Here is a 26,112-nt window from a genome sequence, read left to right as displayed (position 1 = left end):
TCGTATTTATATATGTATTATGATCGTACTGCCTTTAACGGCGTTTGTTGTATTAAATTTTGCGCAAATATGCGTGTTTCTTTATCAGTATTCAAATAGTCTGTTAACGACGGGGCTGGGATGTAATCTATTTGCTGCATGCAGGTTTCAATTATATCGCTCATGGCTAAAAATCCGGTTTCGTTTTTAAGGAAAGCAGCTACAGCCACTTCATTTGCCGCGTTTATAATACAAGGCATATTGCCGCCCCGTTCCAGCGCATCAAATGCCAGCTTAAGGTTGCGGAAGGTATCCATATCCGGTTTTTCGAAACTCAGGGTTGGATAATCCATAAAATTAAACCTTTTGTAGTTTGTTTTTACGCGGGCAGGATAGGTAAGAGCGTATTGTATTGGCAGCTTCATATCGGGCACACCCATTTGCGCCTTAATAGAGCCGTCCTCAAACTGTACCAGCGAATGCACTATTGACTGTGGGTGAACAATTACCTCAACCTGATCGGCACGCAGGTCGAAAAGCCATTTGGCCTCTATAACCTCCAAACCCTTATTCATCAGCGATGCCGAATCAATAGTGATCTTGGCGCCCATTACCCAGTTGGGGTGCTTAAGCGCATGCTCGCGGGTAACGGTTGTTAAGTAGTCCAGGCTTTTACCCCTGAAAGGCCCGCCTGATGCCGTAAGGATTATTTTTTCAATTTTATTATCCTGCTCACCGGCAAGACACTGAAATATGGCCGAATGCTCACTATCAACAGGTAATATCTTAACGTTATGTTCTTTGGCAAGGGTTGTTATGATCTCGCCTGCAACAACCAGGGTTTCTTTATTGGCTAACGCGATATCTTTACCGGCCTTAATGGCATTAATAGTTGGCTCTAAACCTGCAAAACCAACCATAGCGGTTAGCACAATATCGATATCCGGATGGGTAACCGTTTCTTTGATGGCCTGGTGCCCGGCTAAAACCTCGATAGGTAAATGTGCCAGCCCCTCCTTTACCTGCTGGTACTTTGTTTCGTCGCAGATGATGGCGTATTTCGGTAGGAAAGCCATAGCCTGTTCAATAAGCAGGTATGCATTTGCGTTGGCAGTAAGCATAAATACCCTGAACAGCTCATCGTTATCTTTAATAACATCAAGGGTTTGTGTACCTATACTACCCGTAGAGCCGAGGATGGCTATCTGCTTTATATTATTATCCAATTACTTCGCGTTAATATAATTCTTCAATTCTTCCGCTATCTTCCTGTCGTTTGACAGGCGCGGCACTTTATTCTGCCCGCCCAGTTTACCCTGGCTGCGCATGTAATTTATAAAGGTATCCTTTTTTAAACTTCTGACGATCAAAGGGCGCAATATGTTACCCTCAATCAGGTCAAAATAGTAAATATTTTTTTGCTGCAGGGCTTTGTCAACCTTTAGCGCGAAGGCGGTAATGTCTTTCGGTTCTTTGCCAAATTCAATAAACCATTCGTGGTATGGTAAACCACCATCTGCGGGCGCCACCTGCGGGGCAACGGTAAATTCTATTATGTCAGCACCTTCTTCGGCAGCTACGCCCATTAAGGACTGTTCAACCTCCTCGCCAATTACATGCTCGCCAAAGGCCGAGATGTAATGTTTAATGCGGCCGCTTACCACAATTTTATAAGGGTTTTTTGATACAAACTTAACGGTATCGCCCAGGCTGTAGCCCCATAAACCGGCGCTGGTGTTCATGATCAGCGCGTAGTTCTTATCAAGCTCTACATCTTTAAGGTTGATGCGGGTGGGGGTGTCGTTAAAATATTCTTCGGATGGGATAAACTCGTAAAAGATGCCGGCATCAACCATCAGCAGCAAACCTTTCTCCGTTTGCGAATCCTGAAAGGCGATGAACCCTTCCGAAGCGGGGTAAGTTTCTATACTGTCTATCTTAAAGCCGATGCTTTCTTCCATACGTGCGCGATAGGGCTCGTAGTTTACGCCACCGTGTACGTACAGTTTAAAATTTGGGAAGATATCTTTGATCTTTTTACCGCCTGATACGGCAGATAGCCTGTCGAAATACATCTGGCACCATGGCGGTATGCCCGATATGAGGCGCATATCCTCTTTGGCGGTTTCCTGTACAATGGCATCTACCTTTTCTTCCCAATCTTCTATACAGTTGGTTTGGTAGGATGGAAGGCGGTTTTTTTGCAAATAGCCGGGCACATGGTGCGCTACAATGCCCGATAGGCGGCCTGTTTGTATGCCATGCTTTTCGGCAAGTACAGGACTGCCTTGCAGAAATATCATTTTGCCATTTACAAAATCGGCCTTGCCTGTTTCATGGATATAACTTAGCAAAGCGTTACGCGCGGCTTTGATATGTTCAGGCATACTTTCTTTTGAGATAGGGATGTATTTTACCCCCGACGTGGTGCCCGATGTTTTTGCTAAGTAAGCAGGCTTACCAGGCCACATTATATTTTCCTCGCCCTGTACAACACGTTCTATGTACGGTCGTAGTTCTTCATAATCTCGTACAGGTACGTATTTTTTAAAATCTTCGTAATTCTTAATTGAATCAAAATGATGATCGGTACCAAAGACGGTATTTTTAGCCTCATGGATTAAATTGCTGAAGGTTTTTTGCTGAAGTGCAAGGGCATTTTGGCGAACGTTATTTAATTGCCTGTTTACATACCAGGCAAATACTTTGCTTAATGCTGCTTTTAAACCCATAATTAGTTGGTTTCGGCAATATCATCATCCACATCCTGGTGGCTGTAAACTAATTTTCGATAGGTTACTGCCAGGATAATATTTACAAACGGATAAGTAAAGATAATAGCCACAGAAATAATAGGGTAATATTGCGCCAACTTTGCGGGCATCGCTATGAACAAAATAATAATACCCAATATAAGTACAACCTTTAACAGGTACCCTTTGGTAAGCGCAAAGCTTTGTTTTATTGATTCTAAAGGCCCGGATGCATCATCAACAATAAATGTGTTGAAAAACATAGAGCGCAGCGCAAGATACAGGCCAACTACACCCGCAATTAATTCAACAGCAAGTTGTATTTCAGGGTGAGGTTCAAGGTAATCTATCAGTATAGTAAGGTTAGTTACTGTAAAAGCAACCAGAAATACCACAGCAAGATAACTCCATATCATTTTCACTTTTGGTATCACCTGCGAAAACTCAAAATCGTAATACTCGCTGTCAATTAAAGTAAATATAAGTTTATATAGGCCCAGTGTTGTATAAGCCTGCACCCATATCAATAAGAAGGATACAAACATAGTACCCACAAAATTTGTGGGCGAATAAACGAAACCAATTATTACACCAAGTATTGTAAGCAAAAAAAACGCAATTACCGAGTAAACTATTATGGTTACAAAATTCTTCTTGAAAATATTCCAGGCAGATTTTATAGTTTCTACAACAGAGAAAGGGTGGTACATACTACGTTTTTATGGTCTTTTTAACACTACACGCTTCCAAAAATCCTGCATAAATCCTAACCCGTAGGCTGTAAGTTGCGTTAAGGCAGCTATTATGCTCAAAAATGCAATTTTTGCCGATTTATTTTTACTCCAGGAGTGAAAAAATATTAACAAAATATAAACTAATAATAAAACATTGCAAAGCAGGGCAATTGGCCACTGCGCTATGTTGGCAATTATTGTAAAAATTATACCTACTGTAGCAAATGCCGGGAAAAAATGCACCAGCTTAAGCTGCGAGGGGAAAAATTTATAAATGTTAATACGTGCCCTGCCAAAGAAATGTAACTGTTTGTAAAACTTTAAAAAATCGGTGCGGCGCTTATGGTAAACAATTGCTTCGGGTATTAGCCCAATTTTATAACCTAACGAGTGGATACGGATGCTGTATTCAATATCTTCGCCCAAGCGGGTAATTATAAAACCGCCTGCTTTTTCCCAAACCCGGCGCGATATGCCCATATTAAAGCTACGTGGATGGAACTGACCTATCCCTTTTTTATTACCACGGATGCCACCGGTGGTGAAAGGGGAGGTCATGGAGTAACTGATGGCTTTTTGTATGGGCGTAAATGATTCGTGCGCACCATCCGGGCCGCCGTATGCATCAAGCCAGTTGCTGTTTAACGAATTGTTTACTATTTCCAGGTAATTTGCAGGGATGAGGCAGTCCGAATCGAATACAATAAAATAATCGCCTTTGGCACGTTCAAAACCAAAGTTGCGGGTAAAACCCTGGCCCTCGTTGGCTTTCTCAAAGTAACGCACACCAAGTATGCCTTCATAGCTTTTAACAATATCCTCAGCCCTGTTAACCGAACCATCTTCTATAACCAAAACCTCAAACTGTTTATACGTTTGCTGTACAAGGGTGCCCAGTAACTCACTTATTTCTTGCGGACGATTATATAAAGGTATGATGATAGAAAAAAACATTCGGTATAGTGAGTGGTTGATGGAGTTGATTAGGTGAGTGGTTCAGGATTTTCAATCATTAACTGCTCACTTAATCAACTACTTAACTAAATTGTATCTTCAATTTGGTACCTGTTGCGCTCGGGCGCGCTGCGGGCAACAAGTTCGGCAACAAAACCTGTTAAAAATAATTGCGAGCCTAATATGATGGCAACGAGGGCAAAATAAAATAAAGGGTTATCTGTTGGCTGCCTCGGCACAATATGATGCGCCAGGTCGTACAGTTTTTCGCTTACCAAATAAATAGCAATAATAATACCTGCAAAAAAGCTAAGGGTGCCCATAGCGCCAAAAAAGTGCATAGGGCGTTTGCCAAATTTGCCCACAAAAAATATGGAGAGCAGATCAAGGAAACCGTTTATAAAGCGTGTCCACCCAAATTTAGTTTTGCCGTATTTACGGGCGCGGTGTTCAACCACCTGTTCTCCAATTTTGGTAAAACCGGCCCATTTGGCCAGTACAGGTATATAACGGTGCATTTCGCCATATACTTCAATGTTTTTTACAACCGTTTTACGGTAAGCCTTTAAACCGCAGTTAAAATCGTGCAGGTTATGTATACCGCTCATTTTGCGGGTTGCGGCATTAAAAAACTTGGTAGGTATGGTTTTGGTTAAGGGGTCGTAACGCTTTGCTTTCCAGCCCGATACCAGGTCGTATTTGTCCTCTGTAATGCGGCGGTAAAGGCCGGGTATTTCGTCCGGGCTATCCTGCAGGTCGGCATCCATGGTAATAATTACATTGCCGTTGGCAGCTTCAAAACCAGTATTTAAAGCGGCAGATTTACCATAATTACGCCTAAATTTTAAGCCTTTTATAAAGGGGTTGCTTTCCTTTAATTTTACGATCATGTCCCACGACCCATCTTTGCTGCCATCATCAACCAGTATGATCTCGTATGTGTAACGGTTCTCGTCCATTACGCGGCTTATCCAGGAGGTAAGTTCGGGTAACGATTCTACTTCGTCGTAAAGTGGTACTACTACTGATATATCCATTTATAAGTAAAAACCCTTTTGCCAGGCAACTGCAAAAATATAAAAAATAGGGATTGATTAATTAACATTCTGTCATCAGCTAACGGCTGGCATATTGTTTTATTTAAAAAATAAATTTAATTTGTATTAAACTATTTAAAACATCTGTTGTCATACATAAAATACCTCGCATATCAACTCTTTACCTAAATATCAAACTCATGAAAAAAAGAACATTATTGATTTCCTTAATCGCTTTAGGGGTATCACAGGCCTTTGCTCAAACAAAAAACGTAACCACTGTTTACATGGCTAATTCGGGGGATATTGTTGAGAGTAAAGAAAAAGCAGATTTTGTGCGACAGATATTATCACCAGACCCAGAAGTGGATAAAAAAACATCTACCGTTCTTGACTTTTATATGAACGGTAATAAAAAACTTATTGCACACACCCGTGATGCAGGTACTTCAGAATCTTTATACGGCAGCTATATAGAGTATTTTAAAGATGGCAACCGTAAATCTATCCGCAATTATAAAAATGGTACATTAGTTGGCGATGCTGTATTCTACTATCCAAACGGGCAAACTTATTATACTACAAACAATAACCGTATAGTACAAAGCTTTGACGCTAATGGTAATGCAATAGCAGAGAATGGCAACGGTAAATGGATTATATATAATGATAACTTTAAAGTTATTGCAGAAGGTGCCATTGTAAATGGTAAACAAAATGGTGAGTGGACCGGCTTTGATGAATATGGAGTAAAAACCACGGGCGTTTATAAAAGCGGTGTGTTTGTTTCAGGCAATTTGTTTGCTAATGATAATAAGGTATATGAGAATTGTAAGGACTTTGACACTCAGGCAGCGTTTCGCGGTGGTGATGAAAAATTAGGTGATTTTTTGTCTCGAAACACGAGACATTCAAAATCAATCCAAAGCAAAAATATTGACGGCAGTGTTTTAATGAATTTTATTATTGAAAAAGACGGCAGCCTTTCTAATATCAAAGTGGTAAAAGGTATCAGCGCAGATGTTGACGCGGAGGCTGTGCGTGTTTTAGAAAATTCTCCGAAATGGCAGCCGGGGGTTTTATATGGAGTGGCACGGAGGGTTTCTTATACATTACCCATAAGTTTTTCACCAGAATCGAAGCTGAATCCTTCAGAAACATCACCGTTTTATTCACAGCCATTTTATTCAATACCGCATACTGCACCTACTTATTCCTCTATTTTAAAGTAAAATAATGATCATAAGCAAAACGGCTGCCTATTTGGGCAGCCGTTTTGCTTATGATCATTATTTGTAAATTACACCAACCCCAACGCCTTACTTGTACGTTCCCTTGTAGCTACAGCCAAAGCCTCATCAGTAACCAGCGATTGCCCGTAAGATGGTATCATTTGCTTGAATTTTTCCTGCCATGCGGTTGATTTTGCCTGTTCTTTAAAACAACGGCTAATCAGGTCAACCATAATTGGTACTGATGTTGATGCACCCGGCGAAGCGCCCAAAAGGGCAGAGATGCTTCCATCGGCACTGGTTACCACCTCGGTGCCAAACTCAAGCACTCCGGTACGTTTAGCATCTTTTTTTATTACCTGCACCCGCTGGCCGGCAATATCCAATACCCACTCATCGGGTTTAGCAGCCGGGAAGTATTCCTGCAGCGCCTTTAGCCTGTCACCTGGTGATTGCAGTACCTGGCTGATGAGGTATTTGGTAAGCGCCATATTATCGCGACCTACAGCAAGCAGCGGCAATATATTGTTGAATTTTATAGAAGTGAACAGATCAAGCAGCGATCCTTTTTTTAGGAAACGTGTTGAGAAACCGGCGTAAGGCCCAAAAAGCAATGCTTTTTTACCATCAATCATCCGGGTATCCAGATGCGGTACCGACATAGGCGGCGAACCTACCGATGCCTTGCCGTAAACTTTAGCATTATGCTTTTCAATTACCGCAGGGTTGGTACAAACCAGCCATTGGCCGCTTACCGGGAAACCGCCAAAACCCTTGCTCTCGGGTATGCCCGATTTTTGCAGCAGGGGTAAAGCGCCACCACCTGCGCCAACAAATACAAACCTGGCATTCAGTTTACGTTTATTACCGCTTATACGGTCGCTTACTTTTATTTGCCAGGTATTGTCCTTATTGCGTTTAATATCATTAACATCATGGTTAAGGCTTAAATTAACACCCGGTTTTTGTTTGAGTTTATCAATCAGGCTACGGGTTAGCGCGCCAAAATTCACATCAGTACCCAGATCCATATAAGTAGCCGATACGTTATGGCCTTCATCGCGCCCTTCCATTACCAGCGGGATCCATTTTTTTAGCTGCGCATGGTCCTCAGAGTATTCCATGCCCTTAAAAAAGTGGTGCTGTACTAAAGCATCGCGGCGTTTTTTTAAGTAGTCAACATTTTCATCGCCCCAAACAAAGCTCATGTGCGGTATTTTGCTGATAAAGCTTTGCGGCGAATCAACATAGCCATTATCTATTAAAAATGCCCAAAACTCTTTGCTTATTTCAAATTGCTCGGCAATTTTAATGGCTTTGGTTATTTCTATACTACCATCCTTGCGCTGTGGGGTATAGTTAAGCTCGCAAAATGCAGAGTGGCCGGTGCCCGCGTTATTCATCGCGTCAGAACTTTCGGCAGCAACTGTATCCAGGCGTTCAAATATTTCTATGGTAAGATCGGGTTGTAACTGTTTAAGCATTACCCCAAGTGTTGCGCTCATGATGCCCGCGCCAACTAAAACTACATCAACTGTTGTATTTGAACTATTACTGCCGTTATTCATGTTGTTATTGAATGCTAAAGATACATTCAAATAAATTATTTGGTGGATTAATAAGTGTTATTAACTAATTAAATGATATAAAGTTTACACTAATTGCAATGGGGGTAATGCATTGCTGTGTATATACCTGGTTGAAATATCGAAGGCAATTTTAGTAAAATTTATAGAAAAAATTGCCATTAAAGCACTGTAATTGTTAAATATTACATGTTTTGGTGTTTACGCTGTTGTAATTGTATATAATAACACAAATACGCTGAATAACTGTTCAATTATAAACCATGATAGCTATGCTAAGATCAGTTGTTAAAATAAGTGCATTAGTAATTGTATATATAGTATGCAATTCATGCAACAATAAGCCCAAAGCAGTTTCGGGCGATGTTACCAAAACTGCCATAACTATAAACGGGAAAAAAGACAGTGTAATTAATAACCCGCAAAAAAATTATGGTAACGCTACGGTTGCAGGGCCTTGTGTTAAATGCCTTATACAGGTTATTCAAAATACGGGCGAATATAAAAAAGCGGTGGTATCTAAACCGGCAACTGCTATAAGTTATGTTGTAAACTGGGCACAGGGGACAAACACCGGTGATACCACCAATAAACGCAATACTACAAATGGTTTAAAGCTCGATGTAATGGAAAAAGGAACGGGAAATAATAAAATTGCATCTTTTATTTATGATAATAGCCTGTCGAAACTGTTTTTGGCCGGCAATAATGATAATATTGAGGTTAAAGTTGATAGTGTAAGCCTTAAAAAAATCAGAAATAAGTGTTATTGGGGTGTTGCTTCAGGTAAATAATAATTTATTGGAAAAAGCAGGGTAATCATTAGTTTGGTTGCCCTGCTTTTTTATTTTACATGTATTTGTTATGTAAGCATAGTTTTTTGTCCGTAAATATTACACATTTAATGGATTTTAGAATTTTATTTAAGTTTTATTGTTAATTTTTATAAATTTTATCAACATTACTATGAAATTTATAAAAATAATTTAAATTCGCACTGTAATTATAACTGATTTTATAAAGGCTATACTTTAAACTTAAAAAAATACAAATCATCATTAAAAATGGCAACAAAACTTGAGTACATCTGGCTTGATGGCTACAAACCAACCCAAAGCCTGCGTAGTAAAACAAAAATTGTTAAATCTTTTAGCGGTAAAGTTGAAGATTTAGATAACTGGAGCTTTGACGGTTCATCAACAGAGCAAGCACCGGGTGGTTCATCAGATTGTATTTTAAAGCCGGTATTTACTTGCCCGGATCCGCAACGCAAAGATGCTCACCTTGTAATGTGTGAAGTATTGGATTCAAAAGGCCAGCCACATGAGTCTAACGGCCGTGCGCTTATCCAGGATGATGATAATGATTTTTGGTTTGGTTTTGAGCAGGAGTATTTCCTTTGGGACCCTGAAACTGATAAACCGCTTGGTTTCCCTAAAGGTGGCTACCCTGCGCCACAAGGCCCATACTATTGCTCAGTAGGCGCTAAAAACGCTTACGGACGCGATATTGTTGAAGAGCACTTAGATGCTTGTTTAGAAGCAGGCTTAAATGTTGAAGGTATCAACGCTGAGGTTGCTGCCGGCCAGTGGGAGTTCCAGATCTTCGCTAAAGGCGCGAAAGAAGCTGGTGACCAAATTTGGGTTGCACGTTACTTATTAGAAAGAATTGGCGAAAGCTACGGCGTTGCCATCAACTGGCATTGCAAACCATTAGGCCAGTTAGACTGGAATGGTTCTGGTATGCACGCTAACTTCTCAAACACTTTATTACGTACTGCAAACAGCGAGGCTAAATTTAAAGCAGTTTGCGAGGCATTCCGCCCTGCGGTTGCTGAGTGTATTGCTGTTTACGGTGCTGATAACGATCAACGTTTAACCGGTAAACACGAAACTGCTTCTATAACCGACTTTAGCTACGGTGTATCTGACCGTGGTGCATCTATCCGTATCCCGTTATACGCTGTAGATCACAACTGGAGCGGTTACCTGGAAGATCGTCGCCCTAACTCTGCGGCCGATCCATACAAAGTTGCTGCAGTTATTATCAAAACTGTAAAAACAGCCAAGGTTTAATAACCCTGCCATATAGAAAAATCCCCCGCTTAACTACCGGGGGATTTTTTTTGCTTTATATATTCTGCGTAGTTGCCTGATTTTATTTGCGGCAGGCGATAGGTAGGTAAATTATATAGATAGATCCACGCGTTAATAAAGCCATTATGGGTTTCAATAGATGCAACCGATCTGATATACAAATTAGGTTGGCTTTGTTCAGGGCCATATCCTTCGTAATCATCAATCACCCGTAAGTTCTCTTCGGGATGATGAAGTTTGAATATACTGCCGTAGATATAGTGGTCAGTATTATCGGTTAAAATAGCACCGGGATATTCGCCTATGTCATAAAGCAAACCCTTAAGTTTTCCGGAGGATATGTAGGTGCAATATTGGCTGAGATAATGGGCAAATGGATTACCGGGTTGCAATAACGTACCGTAAACGAACAGAAAATCAATCATTTTTTAAAGATAAAACTCTTTGAAAATTTAAACCACAGAGAGCACAAAATTTCACAGATAAGCACAAAGCATCAATCCTCTGTAAATTATGTGGTTTTTCTTTGTGCCCTCTGTGGTTAAATAATCTTAAATTGGCATTTTATACTAATACCATGAATACGGAACAAGTTATCACCTATATAAAAGAAAATAGCATACAAAAAGTAAAATTTGCTTTTGCGGATATTGATGGCATTTTACGGGGCAAGGTAATAAGTGTTCAAAAACTTATGGATGGCCTGCAAAATGGTATCGGTTTTTGCGATGTGGTTTTTGGATGGGATAGTACCGATGTTACCTATGATAATGTGCAGCTTACAGGTTGGCACACCGGTTACCCCGATAAACAATGTTATATTGATCTGTCGACCATGCGAACCGTTCCCTGGCAGGATAATATCCCGTTCTTTTTAGCTGATTATACCGGGCCGGATAATAAAGCATTACCTGCCTGCTCGCGTAGCCTGTTAAAGCAAATAGCCAAACAATGTACAGATATGGGCTATCACGCTGAGTTTGCACAGGAATTTGAATGGTTCAATTTTAATGAAACACCGCAAACGCTACAGCAAAAGGGTTTTGCCAATATGGAACCCTTATCGCCGGGTATGTTTGGCTACTCGATATTGCGCACCTCGCAAAACAGCGCTTTCTATTATGACCTGTTTAACCTGTTAACGGAATTTAACATTCCGATTGAAGGCCTGCATACCGAAACAGGCCCCGGAGTATATGAAGCCGCCATTGCTCACTCCGAAGTGTTAGATGCTGCGGATAAGGCTGTATTGTTTAAAACCGCTGTTAAAGAAATTGCTTACCGGCATGGTATTGCCGCAACCTTTATGGCTAAATGGAACCAGGATTTGCCGGGTTGCAGCGGCCATATCCACCAAAGTTTGTGGACAAAAGACCGATCAGAGAATTTATTTTATGATGACAAAGATGTAAACAAAATGAGCGAGTTACATAAGCAATACCTTGCCGGCCAGCTTTATTGCCTGCCGCATTTGCTGCCTATGTATGCGCCAACCATCAATAGTTATAAACGCCTGGTTGAAGGTGCCTGGGCGCCGACCACCATCACCTGGGGGATAGATAACCGTACTACGGCATTACGGGTTATCAATACATCAAAAACAGCCACCAGGCTGGAAACCCGCATCCCGGGTTCAGATACCAACCCATATTTAGCCATTGCAGCGGCTCTGGCATCGGGCTTATACGGTATAAAACATAAGTTAAAACTTGATACAGCCCCAACTATTGACAACGGCTATCAAAATAAAAGCAACGGGAGCTTGCATGCAAGCCTTTATGATGCAGCAACAGCTATGCAGCAATCCGCCATTGCCAAAGAATTGTTTGGAGAAGGTTTTGTGGAACATTTCACCAATACCCGCCTGTGGGAACATCGCCAATACGCCAAAAGCGTAAGCGATTGGGAGCTGAAGAGGTATTTCGAGTCGATATAGTTTGTTGTTTTTTTACCACAGAGTTAACAGAGGTTGAAACCACAGAGAAACGCAGAGATTGGATGATTGAAAATGAAATAACATATATGACTCATTACCGCTTATGAATGAATCTCTGTGAACACTGTGAAAAACCCTGTGCCTTCTGTGGTTAATTAAACTATATAATTTGCCCTTTGTGGTTAAATAACCTATCTATGCAATTATAAACCCAATCTAAAGTGGACTTTCATCTCATTATAAAATCGGCCTGGGAAGGCTACGATAGTTCTAAAACCATCAGGGATATTGAAGATATCAGTGCGATGGTTTCTACCAATCACGTTTATCGCATCACGTTTCATGATGAGGATATCATTATTGCCAAACTTTCATTTTTTGGCAAGTTTGAACATTTTAAGGAGGATCACCGTATCATCCAGTCCTTATCAAATAACCTGCTTTATCCGTTCGAGAACCTGCTTTCAAAATCACTGCTTAAGAACAATAGGGTATACGTATATCGTTACAAACACGGTAAAGACGATGCCTGGGTGGTGTTTTACAACCCAACCCGTATTTTAGACAGGTTGCCCCGCCGCCTTGATAACGATCAGATAAAAAAACTGGGTATACAGTTGGGTAAGTTTCATAAAGCTTGTTCGCGCGTTAAAAATGTATTGCCAAAATCATCTAAAACGTTACGTACCGATATTTACGACCTGCAGCGCCAGTTAGAGAAAAATCCTGGCAAATTTGGCAATGCCGAATTGATAAAACATCATTGTGAGCAGTTTATTAAAAACAGGTCGCGGTATAACATGAAATCGTTCGAGATAATTCCGGTTTTTATCGATTGGAATATCGGCAACTTCTCTGTTACACCCGAACTTGAATTGTACTCCAGATGGGATTACGATTGGTTTAGGATGAGTTACCGCCTGCTCGACTTTTACTTTTTTAGCCGCGTGGTATCTGATGCCGGAGACCGTACCGTTTTTAGTTATGTGATAGGCCCTATGATGGAAGATCGGTTTATCACCTTCCTGAAAGAATATCACGAGGTTAACCCCATCACAGCAGATGAGATCAGGTTTTTGAAAGAAGCGTACCGCTTTTTTATATTGAATTATGTGATAAAGGACGGGAAGTATTTTTTTAACGAACAATATGCTAAAAAACTGCAGGCTGAAGCAATAGAGATTTACCTGCCATCGGTTGACAGGGACTTCGATGCCGAAGTGATTATTAAAGCTTTAGGATTATAACATTTACCAGTATATGAAACGCATTGAAGATTTTAAATCGATTATTGACCGCTACGAGATCATTTTTTTCGATGCTTTTGGCGTTTTAAAAACGCATAGCGGCTTGGTACCGGGTATTGAACGTACTTTTGAGTACCTTGAAGCGCAGAAAAAAGAATATTATATTGTAACCAACGATGCGTCTCGCAGCCCGGGCCAATTGGCACAATCATACCACGATAAAGGGCTTTACGCTGTTACATCCGACAGGATCATCTCATCGGGTATGCTCACCAAAGAATACCTGGACTTAAAGGTAAACGATGGTATTGTAGCGTACCTGGGCACCGAAGATTCGGCGCATTACCTGGAGAGCGCAGGCTTGCACACTTTGCCCGTACGCGATATAAACAGCACTAACATTGATAAAGTGAATGTGCTGGTGTTTATGGATGATGAGGGTTTTGACTGGTGCGAAGACCTTAACAAAACTGTTAACCTGCTGCGTAAACGCACCATCCCGGCTATTGTGGCTAATACAGATTATGCATACCCGGTATCAAAAAGCGATGTGGGGATTGCCATTGGCGGTATAGCACAGATGATAGAAACCATTGTAGGCAAAAAATTCATCCGTTTTGGCAAGCCCGACTCGCAGATGTTTATGTTTGCTTATGATCTGATCCGCGATTACCGCTCTATCAGTAAAAAACAAATTGTAATGGTAGGCGACACCCTGCAAACAGATATTATTGGCGGTAACAAGTTTGGCCTTGATACTGTGCTGGTACTTACAGGGAATACCCAGGCATCTGATTATGAGAACCGCATATCGGCCACGGGCATAGTGCCAACCTATATTTGCGATAGCGCTGTTTTAGGGCCCGATGCATTAAATTTATAGATGATGAAAAGACTATTAATCTGTTTGGTGTTTATTATTGGTACGCAGATCTCTTTCGCACAGCAAAAAACATTTACTAATCCGCTGTTGCCATCGGGGGCCGACCCATGGGTGATTTACCACAACGGTTATTACTACTACACAAATTCTACCCAGAATAATCTGGTGATCTGGAAAACCAAAAATATGGCCCAACTGGCATCCGCCGAAAAGAAAACCATTTGGACCCCACCTGCCAATACCCTTTATTCCAAAGAGCTTTGGGCGCCCGAATTGCATTATATTAACCATAAGTGGTATATGTATTTTGCTGCCGATGATGGCGATAATAACCATCACCGCTTATATGTACTGGAAAATGCTTCGCCCGACCCGCTTACCGGCGAATGGACCTTTAAAGGTAAAGTAGGTGATGATAGTGATAAATGGGCGATAGACGGCTCGATTTTCGAACATAAAGGCCAGTTATACATGATCTGGGCCGGATGGGAAGGCGACGAGAACGGGCAGCAGGATATTTATATCGCTAAAATGAAAAACGCCTGGACAATTGAGGGTAAACGTTCAAAGATCTCAAGTCCGCTTTACGATTGGGAAAAATACGGCGACTTAGGAAAGGACAGCAAGCCGCCGCATGTGAACGTAAACGAAGGCCCCGAGATACTAAAACACGGTAATAAGTTATTCCTTATTTACTCCGCCAGCGGCTGTTGGACGGATTTTTATGCATTGGGCATTCTTACCGCATCTGCCAATAGCGACCTGCTTGATGCTCGCTCATGGAAAAAATCGGCAAAACCCGTTTTCAAAAAATCTGTTAAGAATGATGTGTATGCGCCAGGCCATAATTCGTTCTTTAAATCTCCCGATGGGCGGGAGGACTGGATCTTGTATCATGCCAACTCAAAACCGGGGCAGGGTTGCGGCGGTTACCGGTCGCCCCGTATGCAAAAGTTCAGTTGGAATAAAGATGGTACACCAAATTTTGGCGAACCTGTTAAAGAGGGTGCTTTGTTAACAATACCATCGCAGAACAAATAAAATACTACAATAATTATAAAAATATTATGCTAAACTCATTTAAAAAACCAATTTTAGCCCTCGCAATTTCGGGAAGCATATTTGTTGCTGCCTGTAATCAATCAGCTAAAAAAACTAATACCATGACCGACAGTACCGCAACCGCACCACAGTTACCACCGGCATCTGCCTTCGAGAAAACCATCAATGGGAAACAAACACACCTTTACATCCTTAAAAACAAAAATGGCGTAGAAGCAGCCGTTACCAATTATGGTGGCCGTATTGTAAGCCTGCTTGTGCCCAACAAAGATGGTAAGTTGACAGATGTTGTTTTAGGTTTTGAAAGCGTTGACGGTTTTATTAACTCAAAAGAACCATACTATGGTGCAACCATTGGCCGTTATGGCAATCGTATAGCTAAAGGGAAATTCAAAATAAACGGTAAAGAATATACACTGGTTACCAACAATGGGCCTAACACCCTGCATGCCGGGCATCCCGGTTTTCAGGAAGTGGTTTGGGATGCCAAACAGATAGACAGCGCTACTTTAGAGTTAAGTTACCTTGCAAAAGACATGGAGGGCGGTTTTCCCGGTAATTTGAATGTGAAAGTTACTTACCAGATTACCGATGATAACGCCATGAAGGTGAGCTACCTGGCTACTACAGACAAAACCACAGTGGTAAACCTTACCAACCACGCCTTTTTTAACCTGAATGGCGAAGGCAGCGGTACTATTTTAGACCATACCGTACAAATAGCTGCCGATAACTACACCCCGGTAGATAGCACGCTTATCCCGACAGGTAAAATAGAGGCCGTAGCCGGTACACCGTTTGATTTTACAAAACCCACAAAAATTGGGGCGCGTATCAATACAGATAACATCCAGCTAAAAGATGGTAAAGGTTACGACCATAATTTTGTGTTGAGCAAGCATGATATCACCACACCTATTGCTACCGTAATTGGTGATAAAAGCGGCATAAAAATGGAAGTTTTTACCGAAGAACCTGCTTTGCAGTTTTACAGCGGTAACTTTATGCAGGCGCAAAATGTGATGAAGGGCGGCAAAAAAGATGAGTTCCGTACCTCATTCGCGCTGGAAACACAGCACTACCCTGATTCACCAAATCAGCCTACGTTCCCGTCTACAGAGTTAGAGCCAGGCCAAACCTATAAAACACAATCGATATATAAATTTTCGGTAGTAAAATAATAAAGTTTAGAGACGCGAAACATCGCGTCTTTTTTGCGTTTAATTAGTAGCAATGCTTTTAGATAACCACGGACGAACGATCAATTACCTGCGGCTGGCTGTTACCGACCGCTGCAACCTGCGCTGTTTTTATTGCATGCCCGAGGATGGATTGAACTGGCTATCGCGCAGGGAACTGATGACCTACGAGGAGATGCTGCAGGCTTGTACTTTGCTGGTTAAAATGGGTGTCGAAAAGATCCGCATTACCGGTGGCGAGCCATTTGTACGCAAGGACATTATGCAGCTGCTTACAGCGCTTTCTAAACTGGATGGGCTAAAAGAGTTAAGCCTCACCACAAATGGTGTTTTAACAGCCCCGCATGTGGCCGAACTAAAAGCGATAGGTGTGCGCTCGGTAAACCTGAGTTTAGATACTTTGGATGCCAATCGCTTTTTTGCCATTACCCGCCGCGATGAGTTTGCCAGCGTAATGGAAACCATGCAGCAGCTTTTAAAGCACGATATTGAGGTTAAGATAAATACCGTGGTAATGGCTGGTAAAAATACGCAGGATATACTTCCGCTGGTACAACTGACCAAAGATTTACCGGTCAGCGTGCGTTTTATTGAAGAAATGCCTTTTAATGGCGAGGGGCACAGTTATAGTGGCATAGTGTGGGATTATGTAAGGATCTTTGACGAGATCCGACAAAGCTTCGCAGATATTCAAAAAGTGCCCGACCCTCAGTTTTCAACTTCGTATAATTACCATATCACCGGTCATAAGGGCAGTGTGGGTATTATAGCGGCATATTCGCGTACGTTTTGCGGTACATGTAACCGTATCCGTATAACACCTCAGGGTGTTTTAAAAAATTGTCTTTACGATGACGGTGTGCTGAATATAAAAGACCTGATGCGTTTGGGGATGAACGATGTTAAATTGGAAGAAACTTTACGTGCCGCCTTTAATGTACGCGAGAAGGACGGCTGGGAGGCAGAACGAAAACGTCTGGAGAATCAAAACTTTCATGAATCAATGGCTACTATTGGTGGCTAAATTAACTAAATAATGATAACGGTAGAAGAAGCCGAGCTTATAATACTTGCTCAGTTAAAAGATTACGGTACCGAAACCGTGCCCTTCGAACTGGCGCCTGGCCGTGTTTTGGCAGAAGCTATCGAAGCCGACCGTGACCTGCCACCCTATAACAGGGTAATCATGGATGGCATCGCGATAGCCTATAAAGCTATTGAACAGGGTATCTCTACATTTAAAATTAAAATAACACAGGCAGCAGGTGAGCAACCTATTGATATTAACGATGCGAATGAATGCATCGAGATCATGACCGGCGCTGCTTTATCTGCATCGGTTGATACTATTATTCGGTATGAAGACCTGGAGATAGAAAACGGCACTGCAAGGCTGCTTATAACCGATATTAAACAGGGGCAAAATATCCACCAAAAGGGAAAAGATAAAAAACAAGGCGATATTGTAGCTGCTGCAAATCAATACGTAACACCTGCCATCATTAGTTTAGCTGCATCGGTAGGGAAAGCTCATCTGCTAGTTAAAAAATGGCCAAAAGTAATGATCATATCATCAGGCGACGAATTGGTAGATGTGGCCGATTCGCCCTCCGATTATCAAATAAGAAAATCGAATAATTACACCATAAAAGCGGTTTTAAAGCAACATGGGCTGAATGCCGATATGCTGCACATTCCTGATGATCCGGAAATAACCAAACAGCAATTGCAGAACTGCCTGCAAAGTTATGATGTAATACTGCTAAGCGGCGGTATCAGCATGGGTAAGTTTGATTATATCCCGCAGGCGCTGGAAGAACTTCAGGTAAAAAAGCTGTTCCATAAGGTGCAGCAGCGTCCCGGCAAACCGTTTTGGTTTGGCAGGCATGATAATGGTGCACTGGTATTCGCATTCCCCGGTAACCCTGTTGCTACGTTTATGTGCCTGCACCGTTATTTTTTATTGTGGTTGGATGCTGTGCTTGGCTTGCCTGCAAAGGCGCATGTATACGCCCAATTAGCCCATGATTTTATTTTTACACCGCCATTAAAATACTTTTTACAGGTAAAGCTTAACTTTACAAAACAAGGTATTTTATCGGCACAGCCCGTTGAAGGGAACGGATCGGGTGATTTTGCTAACTTAGCTGATACCGATGCTTTTATGGAACTGCCTTTAGAGCGAAATGAATTTAAAGCAGGAGAGGTATTCAAAATTCGCTTATTCAAATCGGTGTAATCAAGTAATCGGTGAAATCAAAGAAATAAAATCAGTGGAATCAAATTTCAGTCATTTAGATAAAAACGATAACCCTACCATGGTTGATGTATCTGCCAAAGCAATTACACACCGTACGGCCACCGCGCGCAGTATTGTGGTATTGCCTCATGAAGTATTGGTGCATCTGGTTGGAGGCGACCTGCAAACTAAAAAAGGTTCGGTGTTTCAAACGGCTGTTATTGCCGGTATTATGGCCGCCAAAAAAACCGGCGACCTGATACCGCTTTGCCACCCGCTTGGTATGGATAACTGTAAGGTTACTATTGAGTTATCTGAAACAAATGAAGTAATTATTGAATGTACGGCAAGTATTACAGCCAAAACAGGTATTGAAATGGAAGCACTGGTTGGTGCATCAATTGCGGCCCTAACCGTGTACGATATGTGTAAGGCCATGAGCCATGATATTGTGATAAAGGAAACCAAACTGATCTCAAAAACAGGAGGTAAGCGTGATTTTAAACGAGCATAAAAAGCACACCAACATTGCCCGGCCCGCCATGGGTAACTTCGGCCGGAACGAATGGGCTATTTTAGGCGGGCCTTGTACGGTGATTAAGTTCCTGGCCGATCAGCTGATCACTGCCTTATCGCCCCAATACCAATGCGCATATGCCGATACTTCGCACAATGATGATACGGTGGTTGGCATGCCCGGCAAACTTGCCAGTGGCGCAGCGTTAGAGTATACAGATCAGCTTAACCATAGTCAACTAAATTATAAAGCGGGCTTAACACCATTTACACAGCGCGAACTATTTTCGGCTATGGATCTGGTATTGGTTAATGGGAACCATCAGCCAGCAAAAGCGCAGGTGGTTATTATCGATAGCAACAAAAAAGCTTCCCTGCAGCGCAGGCTTGAGCAATTGACCAATGTGCAGCTTTTCCTTTTTGCTGATAATGCCGAAGGCGTGTTTGATTATATACAGGAGGCTATCCCTAATTGGGAGCAGATCCCTGTGCTGAGTTTAAATAACGATACCCGGCAGATCGTAGAATTTTTTCAAGAAAAATTACAGCAAGCCAAACCCGTTTTAAACGGATTGGTGTTGGCCGGTGGCAAAAGTACCCGTATGGGTTTTGATAAAGGTGGGGTAAACTGGTACGGTAAAGAACAGCGTTACCACATGGCCGACCTGCTGAAAAAGTATTGCCAGCAGGTTTATATTTCCTGCCGGGATGAGGAGCAGCAAAAGACGATAAGTGCCGATTATGCAAGTCTGCCAGATACCTTTATCGGTCTTGGGCCCTTTGGCGCTATCCTCTCTGCATTTCGCGATCAGCCGGATGCGGCATGGCTGGTTATAGCCTGCGACCTGCCTTTAGTAGATGCTGATGTGATAGAGCATTTGGTAAATAACCGCAACACAGCCACTATTGCTACGGCTTATAAAAGTGATTATAAAGGCTTCCCCGAACCATTGATAACTATTTATGAGCCAAAAAGTTATCCGGTGTTACTTCAATATTTAGCGCAAGGGTATTCCTGCCCGCGTAAGGTGCTTATAAACAGCGATGTAGCAGTGTTGCAATCGCCCAACCCGGATGCCTTAGCTAATGTAAACACACCCGAAGAACTGGAAAAGATAAAGCGTATCCTTCATCAAAAAATTGCCACAAACCATGCATCCTGATCTGTTGCGATATAGTTGCCAGGTAGCACTGCCCGGTTTCGGTGAAACGGCGCAGCAGCTTTTAAAACAGGCAAAAGTACTGGTAGTAGGTGCAGGCGGCCTGGGTTGCCCCGCCGCTCAGTACCTGGCATCAACTGGTGTAGGCACTATCGGCATTGCTGATTTTGATATTGTTTCGATAAGTAACCTGCACAGGCAGATATTATACAATCCGGCAGACGCGGGGCAGCTAAAAGCAGAGGTAGCATGTGAGCGATTGCAAGAGCAAAATCCGGATATTACTTTATTGCCAGTAATAGATAAAATAACTTCAGCCAATGTGTTGCAAATAATTGATGCCTATGATGTTATTGTAGACGGCACCGATAATTTTGAGACCCGTTATTTACTGAACGATGCTGCTGTACTAACCGGCAAGCCCGTAGTGTACGGGGCTATTTACCAGTTTGAAGGGCAGGTTGCCGTTTGGAACGTACTAACCGAAGATGGCAGCTATTCGCCCAATTACCGCGACCTGTACCCGCAGGTAGATGCCACGCAGGTGCCTAACTGCTCGGTAGGTGGTGTGATACCCACACTGGCCGGAATAATTGGTTGTATGCAGGCTAATGAGGTTATAAAGCTCATTACAAATACCGGTGAGATCCTTATTGGTAAAGTGTTACTGTTCGACGCCCAAACCATGCAAAGCAGGATGATCAAATTAGGTGCATCAACCAAAACTAAAATTACCGCCTTGCAGCAAACTACAGAGATCCTCACCATTAACGCCAAAGCAACAAAAGAAGGGTTGGCAACTCATACATTGGAACTCGTTGACGTACGTACCGACCAGGAGCGCGATGAGTTTGATATAGGAGGCATGCACTTTGAGTTGGACGAGGTAGAGGATAATCTTGATGAGTTTAAGCCCGGTAAAACCTATGTATTCTATTGTTCATCAGGCAAAAGGAGCGGGGAAGCTGTAAAACTACTTCAACAGAAATTACCGGGGGTTAAGGCATATTCTTTGGAAGGCGGGTTAGGTAGTTGGTAAAAAGTGCGCCATTGTGAGCGAAGCGTGGCAATCTTCGACATTCATGCTGCCGACTTTTCTATCGAAGATTGCCACGTCGCTATCGCTCCTCGCAATGACGCAAATCTTAAATTCCGGTTCACGGATGCGCGGCTACCCAAACCTCTCCATCTTCAAAAAATTCTTTTTTCCAGATAGGTACGGTTTGTTTCAGGGTGTCAATAATATATCGGCATGCCTCAAAAGCAGCATCACGGTGCGCGGCAGATACCGCTATAATAACCGGTATCTCACCAACCTGCAGCGTACCGGTACGGTGATGAACTAATACTTTTTGTACCGGCCATTGTTTAAATGCTTGTTTGGTTATTTTATTTATTTCACTGATAGCCATTTTATTATAAGCTTCAAACTCAAGTTTTAGCACAGTTTTGCCTTTGGTGGCATTACGCACGGTGCCTATAAAAACATCAATCCCGCCAGAGTCAGGCGACATTACCCAATCAATGCATTGCTGGATGTTTAAAGGTTCGGCATGTATTTCTATCTGGGTTTGCATTTATCCTCCGCTTACCGGCGGGATTATCGCCACTTCATCACGTTCGGTAATAATAAGTTTATCTTCAGCATATTCATTATTCACGGCTACCATGTAGCTGGCAAGTTGCTTTAGCTTGGGATATCTTTCTTCAAGCAGGGCTTTAAGTGTTGCAATATTTCCTTGCTCGGATACTTCAACACTAATGCTTGATACCCCGAATATGTCTTTGGCAATGCCGAATGCCAGTATGTTGATCTCCATAATTTATCCGTGTTACAAATATGCAACAATCTTGTTCATAACATAACTTATCATGCCATAGTTATGTTAAACAAGAACAATATTTACTGCCAAATTGTATATTTGATTATGGCCAACAACGCCGTTCAGCAAATACAGGTTACAAGGGTAACTGATGGCATAAGCGAAGAGCTATCAGATGCTATCGCTATCGAAGAACCTTTAGAGATCCGTTTAGAGCACGGCCCGGCAGGGGAGCGCAAAGTGCAGAATATTTCCGTTACCATGCGCACGCCCGGTAATGATGCAGAGTTGGCCACAGGCTTTTTATTTACTGAAGGTATCATTAAAAAAGCCTCAGATATCCAGGCTGCAGAACATTGCTTTATAGCCTGCGCCGATAACCGCGAGAATGTAATACAGGTTAGCCTGGCCGAAAACATAACTCCGCATTTGCAAAACACAGAGCGCAATTTCTACACAACATCCAGCTGCGGGGTTTGCGGTAAAGGTTCAATAAACGCTATACGTACTGTTAGTAATTATATTGATGGACAGTTAGATAATAATTTTATCTCAACTGAAATTATAACTAATCTACCCGATAAATTACGACGGCATCAAAAGGTTTTTGCTGATACCGGCGGCCTGCATGCATCCGCTTTATTTACCACGAATGGCGACTTGCTGTTAGTCCGCGAGGATGTGGGGCGGCACAATGCTTTGGATAAACTGATCGGTGCAGCCATAAATCAACTAAGCCTGCCGTTGGATAATACGGTATTGTTGTTAAGCGGCCGCGCCAGTTTTGAACTGGTGCAAAAAGCCGCTATGGCGGGTATTAATATTATTGCCGCGGTTGGTGCGCCATCAAGTTTAGCGGTGCAGTTAGCACAAGAGTTTAACATTACGCTGGCAGGCTTTCTTCGCGGGCAGCGGTTCAATATTTATACAGCGCCACAGCGCATTTTAATACCAAATTATGAAAATTCGTATCAAAAATAACGGACTACGGTACAGGCTAACCCGCAGCGAGGTAGAGGCATTTGCACGGGATGGTTTTTTTAAAGAGAAGGTACAGATAGGCGATGATGAGCTCACCTACATTCTGCAACGAACTGCAGAAGCCGAATTATCAGCATCATTTAAAAATAACATTATTACCATGCTGGTGCCCCCAAATATGGCCGATGAATGGACAGGCACTGATCAGGTTGGTTTTGAACGAAAAACAGATGAATTGCATTTACTGGTGGAGAAAGATTTTACCTGCCTTGATGAGGTAGATGAAGACCAGAGCGATAACTATCCAAACCCTTTAGCTAATAATTATGAGCAAAGAAACTAAGGAGCAACCCGCCGCCGAGAACCCGGAAGCGCTGCATAAATTAAAGGTTACCAAACCTAAAGAATGGGCTGCCGGTATTCCCGCTGTAGCAGCAGCATTAGCGGATGTTTTTGAAGAAACCGGTGTTGTACGCGGCCCCGGGGCTTTGTTTAAAATGAACCAGAAGGGTGGGTTTGATTGTTCCAGTTGTGCCTGGCCTGATCCTGACGACGACCGTTCGCCGGTAGCTGAGTATTGCGAGAACGGGGCCAAAGCATTAGCCGAAGAAGCCACCACAAAGAAGTTAACACCTGAATTTTTCGCACAAAACTCCGTTATCGACCTGGCTAAGCTGGATGATATGGAAATTGGTAAAAAAGGGCGTATCGCGCAGCCAATGTATCTGCCAAAAGGCGGTACGCATTATCAGTCCATTAGCTGGGATGATGCTTTTCATAAAATTGGTGATAAATTAAATAGCCTGGCATCACCTGATGAAGCGGCATTTTACACATCGGGCCGTACCAGTAACGAGGCATCGTTTGTTTATCAGCTTTTTGTGCGTGAATTTGGCACCAATAACATGCCCGATTGCTCTAATATGTGTCATGAATCTACCAGTGTGGGGCTTGCCGAGGCTATTGGCATAGGTAAAGGCACTGTTACCCTTAATGATTTTTACGATACTGATGTGATCATCATCATTGGGCAAAACCCGGGTACCAACCACCCCAGGATGCTTACCGCTTTGGAGAAAGCCAAAAATAAAGGCTCAAAGATCATAGCCATAAACCCGCTGCACGAAGCCGGGCTGATGGGCTTTAAAAACCCCCAAGCGGTTAAAGGTATTATGGGTATTACCACCCAACTGGCCGACTTATACCTGCAGGTACAAATAAATGGTGATATGGCCTTACTTAAAGCCGTGGAAAGGCTTTTATACGATGCAGAGCAGCAAGAACCGGGTAAGGTATTCGATAAGGAATTTATTGAGAAAAGCACCGTTGGGTATACTGAGTTTATAGAGCGTGTAAAACACTTTAATGTAGATGCTTTATGCGCCGCTGCCGGTGTACGGGTTGAGCAGGTAAAGGCAGCAGCCGATCTGTTAAAATACAAAAGCAAAATTATTATTTGCTGGGCCATGGGTGTTACGCAGCATAAGAACGGCGTAGACACGGTTAAAGAAATTGTGAACCTTACCCTGCTTAAAGGCAGTATAGGCAAGGCAGGGGCAGGCTTATGCCCTGTACGCGGCCATAGTAATGTGCAGGGTAACCGCACTATGATGATATGGGATAAACCTAAAAAAGAACAATTAGATAAGTTACAGGAAGTTTATGGCTTTACCCCGCCGCAACAAAACGGTTTTGACGTAGTGGAATCTATAAAAGCCATGCAGGAGGGCAAGCTAAAGGTATTTTTTGCCATGGGGGGCAATTTCCTTTCGGCTACACCGGATACTACTTATACTGCCGATGCTATGCGCAAGCTGGAACTGAGCGTGAATGTATCTACCAAATTAAACCGTAGCCATTTGGTACATGGCGAGGAAGCGATAATACTGCCTACACTTGCCCGCAGCGATAAGGATGTGATAAACGGCGAAGATCAGTTCATCAGCTGCGAAAACTCGATGGGGGTGGTACAAATGTCGAAAGGGGTATTGGAGCCGGTATCAAAAGATCTGCTGAACGAAACACAAATAGTGTGCGGGCTGGCTAAAGCAACTTTGGCTAAACGTACTGTTATTGATTGGGATAGGTTTGCCAACAGTTATGATGCCGTACGTGATGATATAGGCAAAGTAATACCCGGTTTTGAGAACTACAATCAGCGTGTGCGCCTCCCGGGGGGCTTTTACCTGCCCAATGGGGCACGTGAAGGTAAGTTTGAAACAGAGAAGTTTAAGGACAGGGCTCCATTTACCATTACACAGTTACCTGAGCATAAAATGGCTGATGATGAGTACATGATGACCACCATCCGCAGTCACGACCAGTTTAACACAACCATTTACGGTATGGACGACAGGTACCGTGGCATCCATAACGAACGCCGGGTGATATTCATGAACCCTAAAGATATTGCCAAAGCCGGTTTAATGCAGGGCGATAAAGTAGACCTGTTTAATTACTATGATGGCATAGAGCGCGTTGCCCGCCTTTTTATCATCGTTCCTTATAATATCCCCGAACGAAACACGGCAACTTATTATCCCGAAGGGAACGTTTTAGTGCCTGTAAACAGCGTTGCCGATAAGAGCAACTGCCCAACCAGCAAGCTGGTGTTTATTAAGATCAGGAAGCATGTGGGGTAAAAAATTAACGGGAAAAATCCACCAAAAAATGACTTTTTTTCGCCTTTTTTCGA

25 protein-coding genes are annotated in these 26,112 nt (G+C 42.6%); 16 read left to right on the top strand and 9 right to left on the bottom strand.

Translation table 11 applies throughout. From position 1 onward, the window contains the following. Window positions 1–17: 17 nt before the first annotated feature. The 5 genes from IDJ75_RS19315 to IDJ75_RS19295 form a co-directional block, all read right to left on the bottom strand. The gene (locus IDJ75_RS19315; protein ID WP_224746681.1) at window positions 18–1,205 is read right to left on the bottom strand and encodes a 1-deoxy-D-xylulose-5-phosphate reductoisomerase; all 1,188 of its coding nucleotides are present in this window, start codon (window positions 1,203–1,205) and stop codon (window positions 18–20) included. Continuing rightward, entirely contained in the window at window positions 1,206–2,711 is a 1,506-nt protein-coding gene (locus IDJ75_RS19310; protein WP_191177293.1) for a GH3 auxin-responsive promoter family protein, read from the bottom strand. 2 nt (window positions 2,712–2,713) lie between these two features. Further along, complete coding sequence (locus tag IDJ75_RS19305) at window positions 2,714–3,442, bottom strand: hypothetical protein (protein ID WP_191177292.1); 729 nt, start codon at window positions 3,440–3,442, stop codon at window positions 2,714–2,716. Between the two features lie 9 nt (window positions 3,443–3,451). Then, window positions 3,452–4,420, bottom strand: coding sequence for a glycosyltransferase (locus IDJ75_RS19300; protein WP_191177291.1), 969 nt, complete (start codon window positions 4,418–4,420; stop codon window positions 3,452–3,454). Between the two features lie 86 nt (window positions 4,421–4,506). Next, the gene (locus IDJ75_RS19295; RefSeq protein WP_191177290.1) at window positions 4,507–5,457 is read right to left on the bottom strand and encodes a glycosyltransferase family 2 protein; all 951 of its coding nucleotides are present in this window, start codon (window positions 5,455–5,457) and stop codon (window positions 4,507–4,509) included. Between the two features lie 200 nt (window positions 5,458–5,657). Here IDJ75_RS19295 and IDJ75_RS19290 point away from each other — a divergent pair, with 200 nt between their 5' ends. After that, window positions 5,658–6,689, top strand: a complete 1,032-nt coding sequence (locus IDJ75_RS19290) for an energy transducer TonB (RefSeq protein WP_191177289.1) — start codon at window positions 5,658–5,660, stop codon at window positions 6,687–6,689. Window positions 6,690–6,757: 68 nt separating this feature from the next. Here IDJ75_RS19290 and IDJ75_RS19285 read toward each other — a convergent pair whose 3' ends face one another. Continuing rightward, entirely contained in the window at window positions 6,758–8,287 is a 1,530-nt protein-coding gene (locus tag IDJ75_RS19285) for a malate:quinone oxidoreductase (protein ID WP_224746680.1), read from the bottom strand. A 260-nt stretch (window positions 8,288–8,547) separates the two neighbouring features. Between IDJ75_RS19285 and IDJ75_RS19280 the strand changes: the two genes are divergently transcribed. Beyond that, window positions 8,548–9,069, top strand: a complete 522-nt coding sequence (locus tag IDJ75_RS19280; protein ID WP_191177288.1) for a hypothetical protein — start codon at window positions 8,548–8,550, stop codon at window positions 9,067–9,069. Window positions 9,070–9,339: 270 nt separating this feature from the next. After that, the gene (locus tag IDJ75_RS19275; protein ID WP_191177287.1) at window positions 9,340–10,350 is read left to right on the top strand and encodes a glutamine synthetase beta-grasp domain-containing protein; all 1,011 of its coding nucleotides are present in this window, start codon (window positions 9,340–9,342) and stop codon (window positions 10,348–10,350) included. A 29-nt stretch (window positions 10,351–10,379) separates the two neighbouring features. On the opposite strand, the gene IDJ75_RS19270 is transcribed toward IDJ75_RS19275, so the two are convergent. Continuing rightward, on the bottom strand, window positions 10,380–10,796 hold the full coding sequence (locus tag IDJ75_RS19270; protein ID WP_191177286.1) for a gamma-glutamylcyclotransferase family protein: 417 nt from the start codon (window positions 10,794–10,796) through the stop codon (window positions 10,380–10,382). 152 nt (window positions 10,797–10,948) lie between these two features. On the opposite strand from IDJ75_RS19270, the gene IDJ75_RS19265 reads away from it, so the two are divergent. The 10 genes from IDJ75_RS19265 to IDJ75_RS19220 all read left to right on the top strand — a co-directional run bounded on the left by IDJ75_RS19265 (window position 10,949) and on the right by IDJ75_RS19220 (window position 21,652). Further along, complete coding sequence (locus tag IDJ75_RS19265; RefSeq protein WP_191177285.1) at window positions 10,949–12,307, top strand: glutamine synthetase family protein; 1,359 nt, start codon at window positions 10,949–10,951, stop codon at window positions 12,305–12,307. 221 nt (window positions 12,308–12,528) lie between these two features. Then, window positions 12,529–13,554 carry an aminoglycoside phosphotransferase/kinase family protein gene (locus IDJ75_RS19260; protein ID WP_191177284.1) on the top strand — a complete coding sequence of 342 codons (1,026 nt, stop codon included), beginning with the start codon at window positions 12,529–12,531 and terminating at the stop codon, window positions 13,552–13,554. Window positions 13,555–13,567: 13 nt separating this feature from the next. Further along, a complete protein-coding gene (locus IDJ75_RS19255) occupies window positions 13,568–14,437 on the top strand; it encodes an HAD-IIA family hydrolase (protein ID WP_191177283.1) in 870 nt (289 codons plus the stop codon). Window positions 14,438–14,440: 3 nt separating this feature from the next. Then, window positions 14,441–15,478, top strand: a complete 1,038-nt coding sequence (locus tag IDJ75_RS19250; RefSeq protein WP_191177282.1) for a glycoside hydrolase family 43 protein — start codon at window positions 14,441–14,443, stop codon at window positions 15,476–15,478. A 122-nt stretch (window positions 15,479–15,600) separates the two neighbouring features. Beyond that, window positions 15,601–16,680: an aldose epimerase family protein gene (locus IDJ75_RS19245; protein WP_224746679.1), complete on the top strand. Its 1,080-nt coding sequence runs from the start codon at window positions 15,601–15,603 to the stop codon at window positions 16,678–16,680. Between the two features lie 52 nt (window positions 16,681–16,732). After that, on the top strand, window positions 16,733–17,722 hold the full coding sequence (gene moaA / locus IDJ75_RS19240) for a GTP 3',8-cyclase MoaA (protein WP_191177280.1): 990 nt from the start codon (window positions 16,733–16,735) through the stop codon (window positions 17,720–17,722). 12 nt (window positions 17,723–17,734) lie between these two features. Further along, window positions 17,735–18,937 carry a molybdopterin molybdotransferase MoeA gene (locus tag IDJ75_RS19235; RefSeq protein WP_191177279.1) on the top strand — a complete coding sequence of 401 codons (1,203 nt, stop codon included), beginning with the start codon at window positions 17,735–17,737 and terminating at the stop codon, window positions 18,935–18,937. A 34-nt stretch (window positions 18,938–18,971) separates the two neighbouring features. After that, entirely contained in the window at window positions 18,972–19,451 is a 480-nt protein-coding gene (moaC, locus tag IDJ75_RS19230) for a cyclic pyranopterin monophosphate synthase MoaC (protein ID WP_394368117.1), read from the top strand. Further along, complete coding sequence (locus tag IDJ75_RS19225; RefSeq protein ID WP_317173795.1) at window positions 19,432–20,616, top strand: NTP transferase domain-containing protein; 1,185 nt, start codon at window positions 19,432–19,434, stop codon at window positions 20,614–20,616. The genes moaC and IDJ75_RS19225 overlap by 20 nt, the downstream gene beginning before the upstream one ends. Further along, window positions 20,606–21,652 carry a HesA/MoeB/ThiF family protein gene (locus IDJ75_RS19220; RefSeq protein WP_191177277.1) on the top strand — a complete coding sequence of 349 codons (1,047 nt, stop codon included), beginning with the start codon at window positions 20,606–20,608 and terminating at the stop codon, window positions 21,650–21,652. Before IDJ75_RS19225 ends, IDJ75_RS19220 begins: the two co-directional genes overlap by 11 nt. Before the next feature lie 118 nt (window positions 21,653–21,770). Here IDJ75_RS19220 and IDJ75_RS19215 read toward each other — a convergent pair whose 3' ends face one another. Beyond that, window positions 21,771–22,190 carry a molybdenum cofactor biosynthesis protein MoaE gene (locus tag IDJ75_RS19215; protein ID WP_191177276.1) on the bottom strand — a complete coding sequence of 140 codons (420 nt, stop codon included), beginning with the start codon at window positions 22,188–22,190 and terminating at the stop codon, window positions 21,771–21,773. Further along, window positions 22,191–22,433, bottom strand: coding sequence for a MoaD/ThiS family protein (locus IDJ75_RS19210; RefSeq protein ID WP_191177275.1), 243 nt, complete (start codon window positions 22,431–22,433; stop codon window positions 22,191–22,193). It lies immediately after the preceding gene. Between the two features lie 108 nt (window positions 22,434–22,541). Here IDJ75_RS19210 and fdhD point away from each other — a divergent pair, with 108 nt between their 5' ends. Genes fdhD through IDJ75_RS19195 form a run of 3 tightly spaced genes read left to right on the top strand, consistent with a single transcriptional unit; the run spans window position 22,542 to window position 26,059 of the window. Further along, complete coding sequence (gene fdhD, locus IDJ75_RS19205; protein ID WP_191177274.1) at window positions 22,542–23,417, top strand: formate dehydrogenase accessory sulfurtransferase FdhD; 876 nt, start codon at window positions 22,542–22,544, stop codon at window positions 23,415–23,417. Further along, window positions 23,395–23,760, top strand: a complete 366-nt coding sequence (locus tag IDJ75_RS19200) for a DUF7009 family protein (protein ID WP_191177273.1) — start codon at window positions 23,395–23,397, stop codon at window positions 23,758–23,760. Before fdhD ends, IDJ75_RS19200 begins: the two co-directional genes overlap by 23 nt. Beyond that, complete coding sequence (locus tag IDJ75_RS19195; protein ID WP_191177272.1) at window positions 23,744–26,059, top strand: FdhF/YdeP family oxidoreductase; 2,316 nt, start codon at window positions 23,744–23,746, stop codon at window positions 26,057–26,059. Before IDJ75_RS19200 ends, IDJ75_RS19195 begins: the two co-directional genes overlap by 17 nt. Window positions 26,060–26,112 lie beyond the last annotated feature (53 nt).

It is taken from the genome of Mucilaginibacter rigui, assembly GCF_014773275.1.
Lineage (GTDB): Bacteria > Bacteroidota > Bacteroidia > Sphingobacteriales > Sphingobacteriaceae > Mucilaginibacter > Mucilaginibacter rigui_A.
This window is presented reverse-complemented; position numbering and strand designations above follow the sequence as displayed.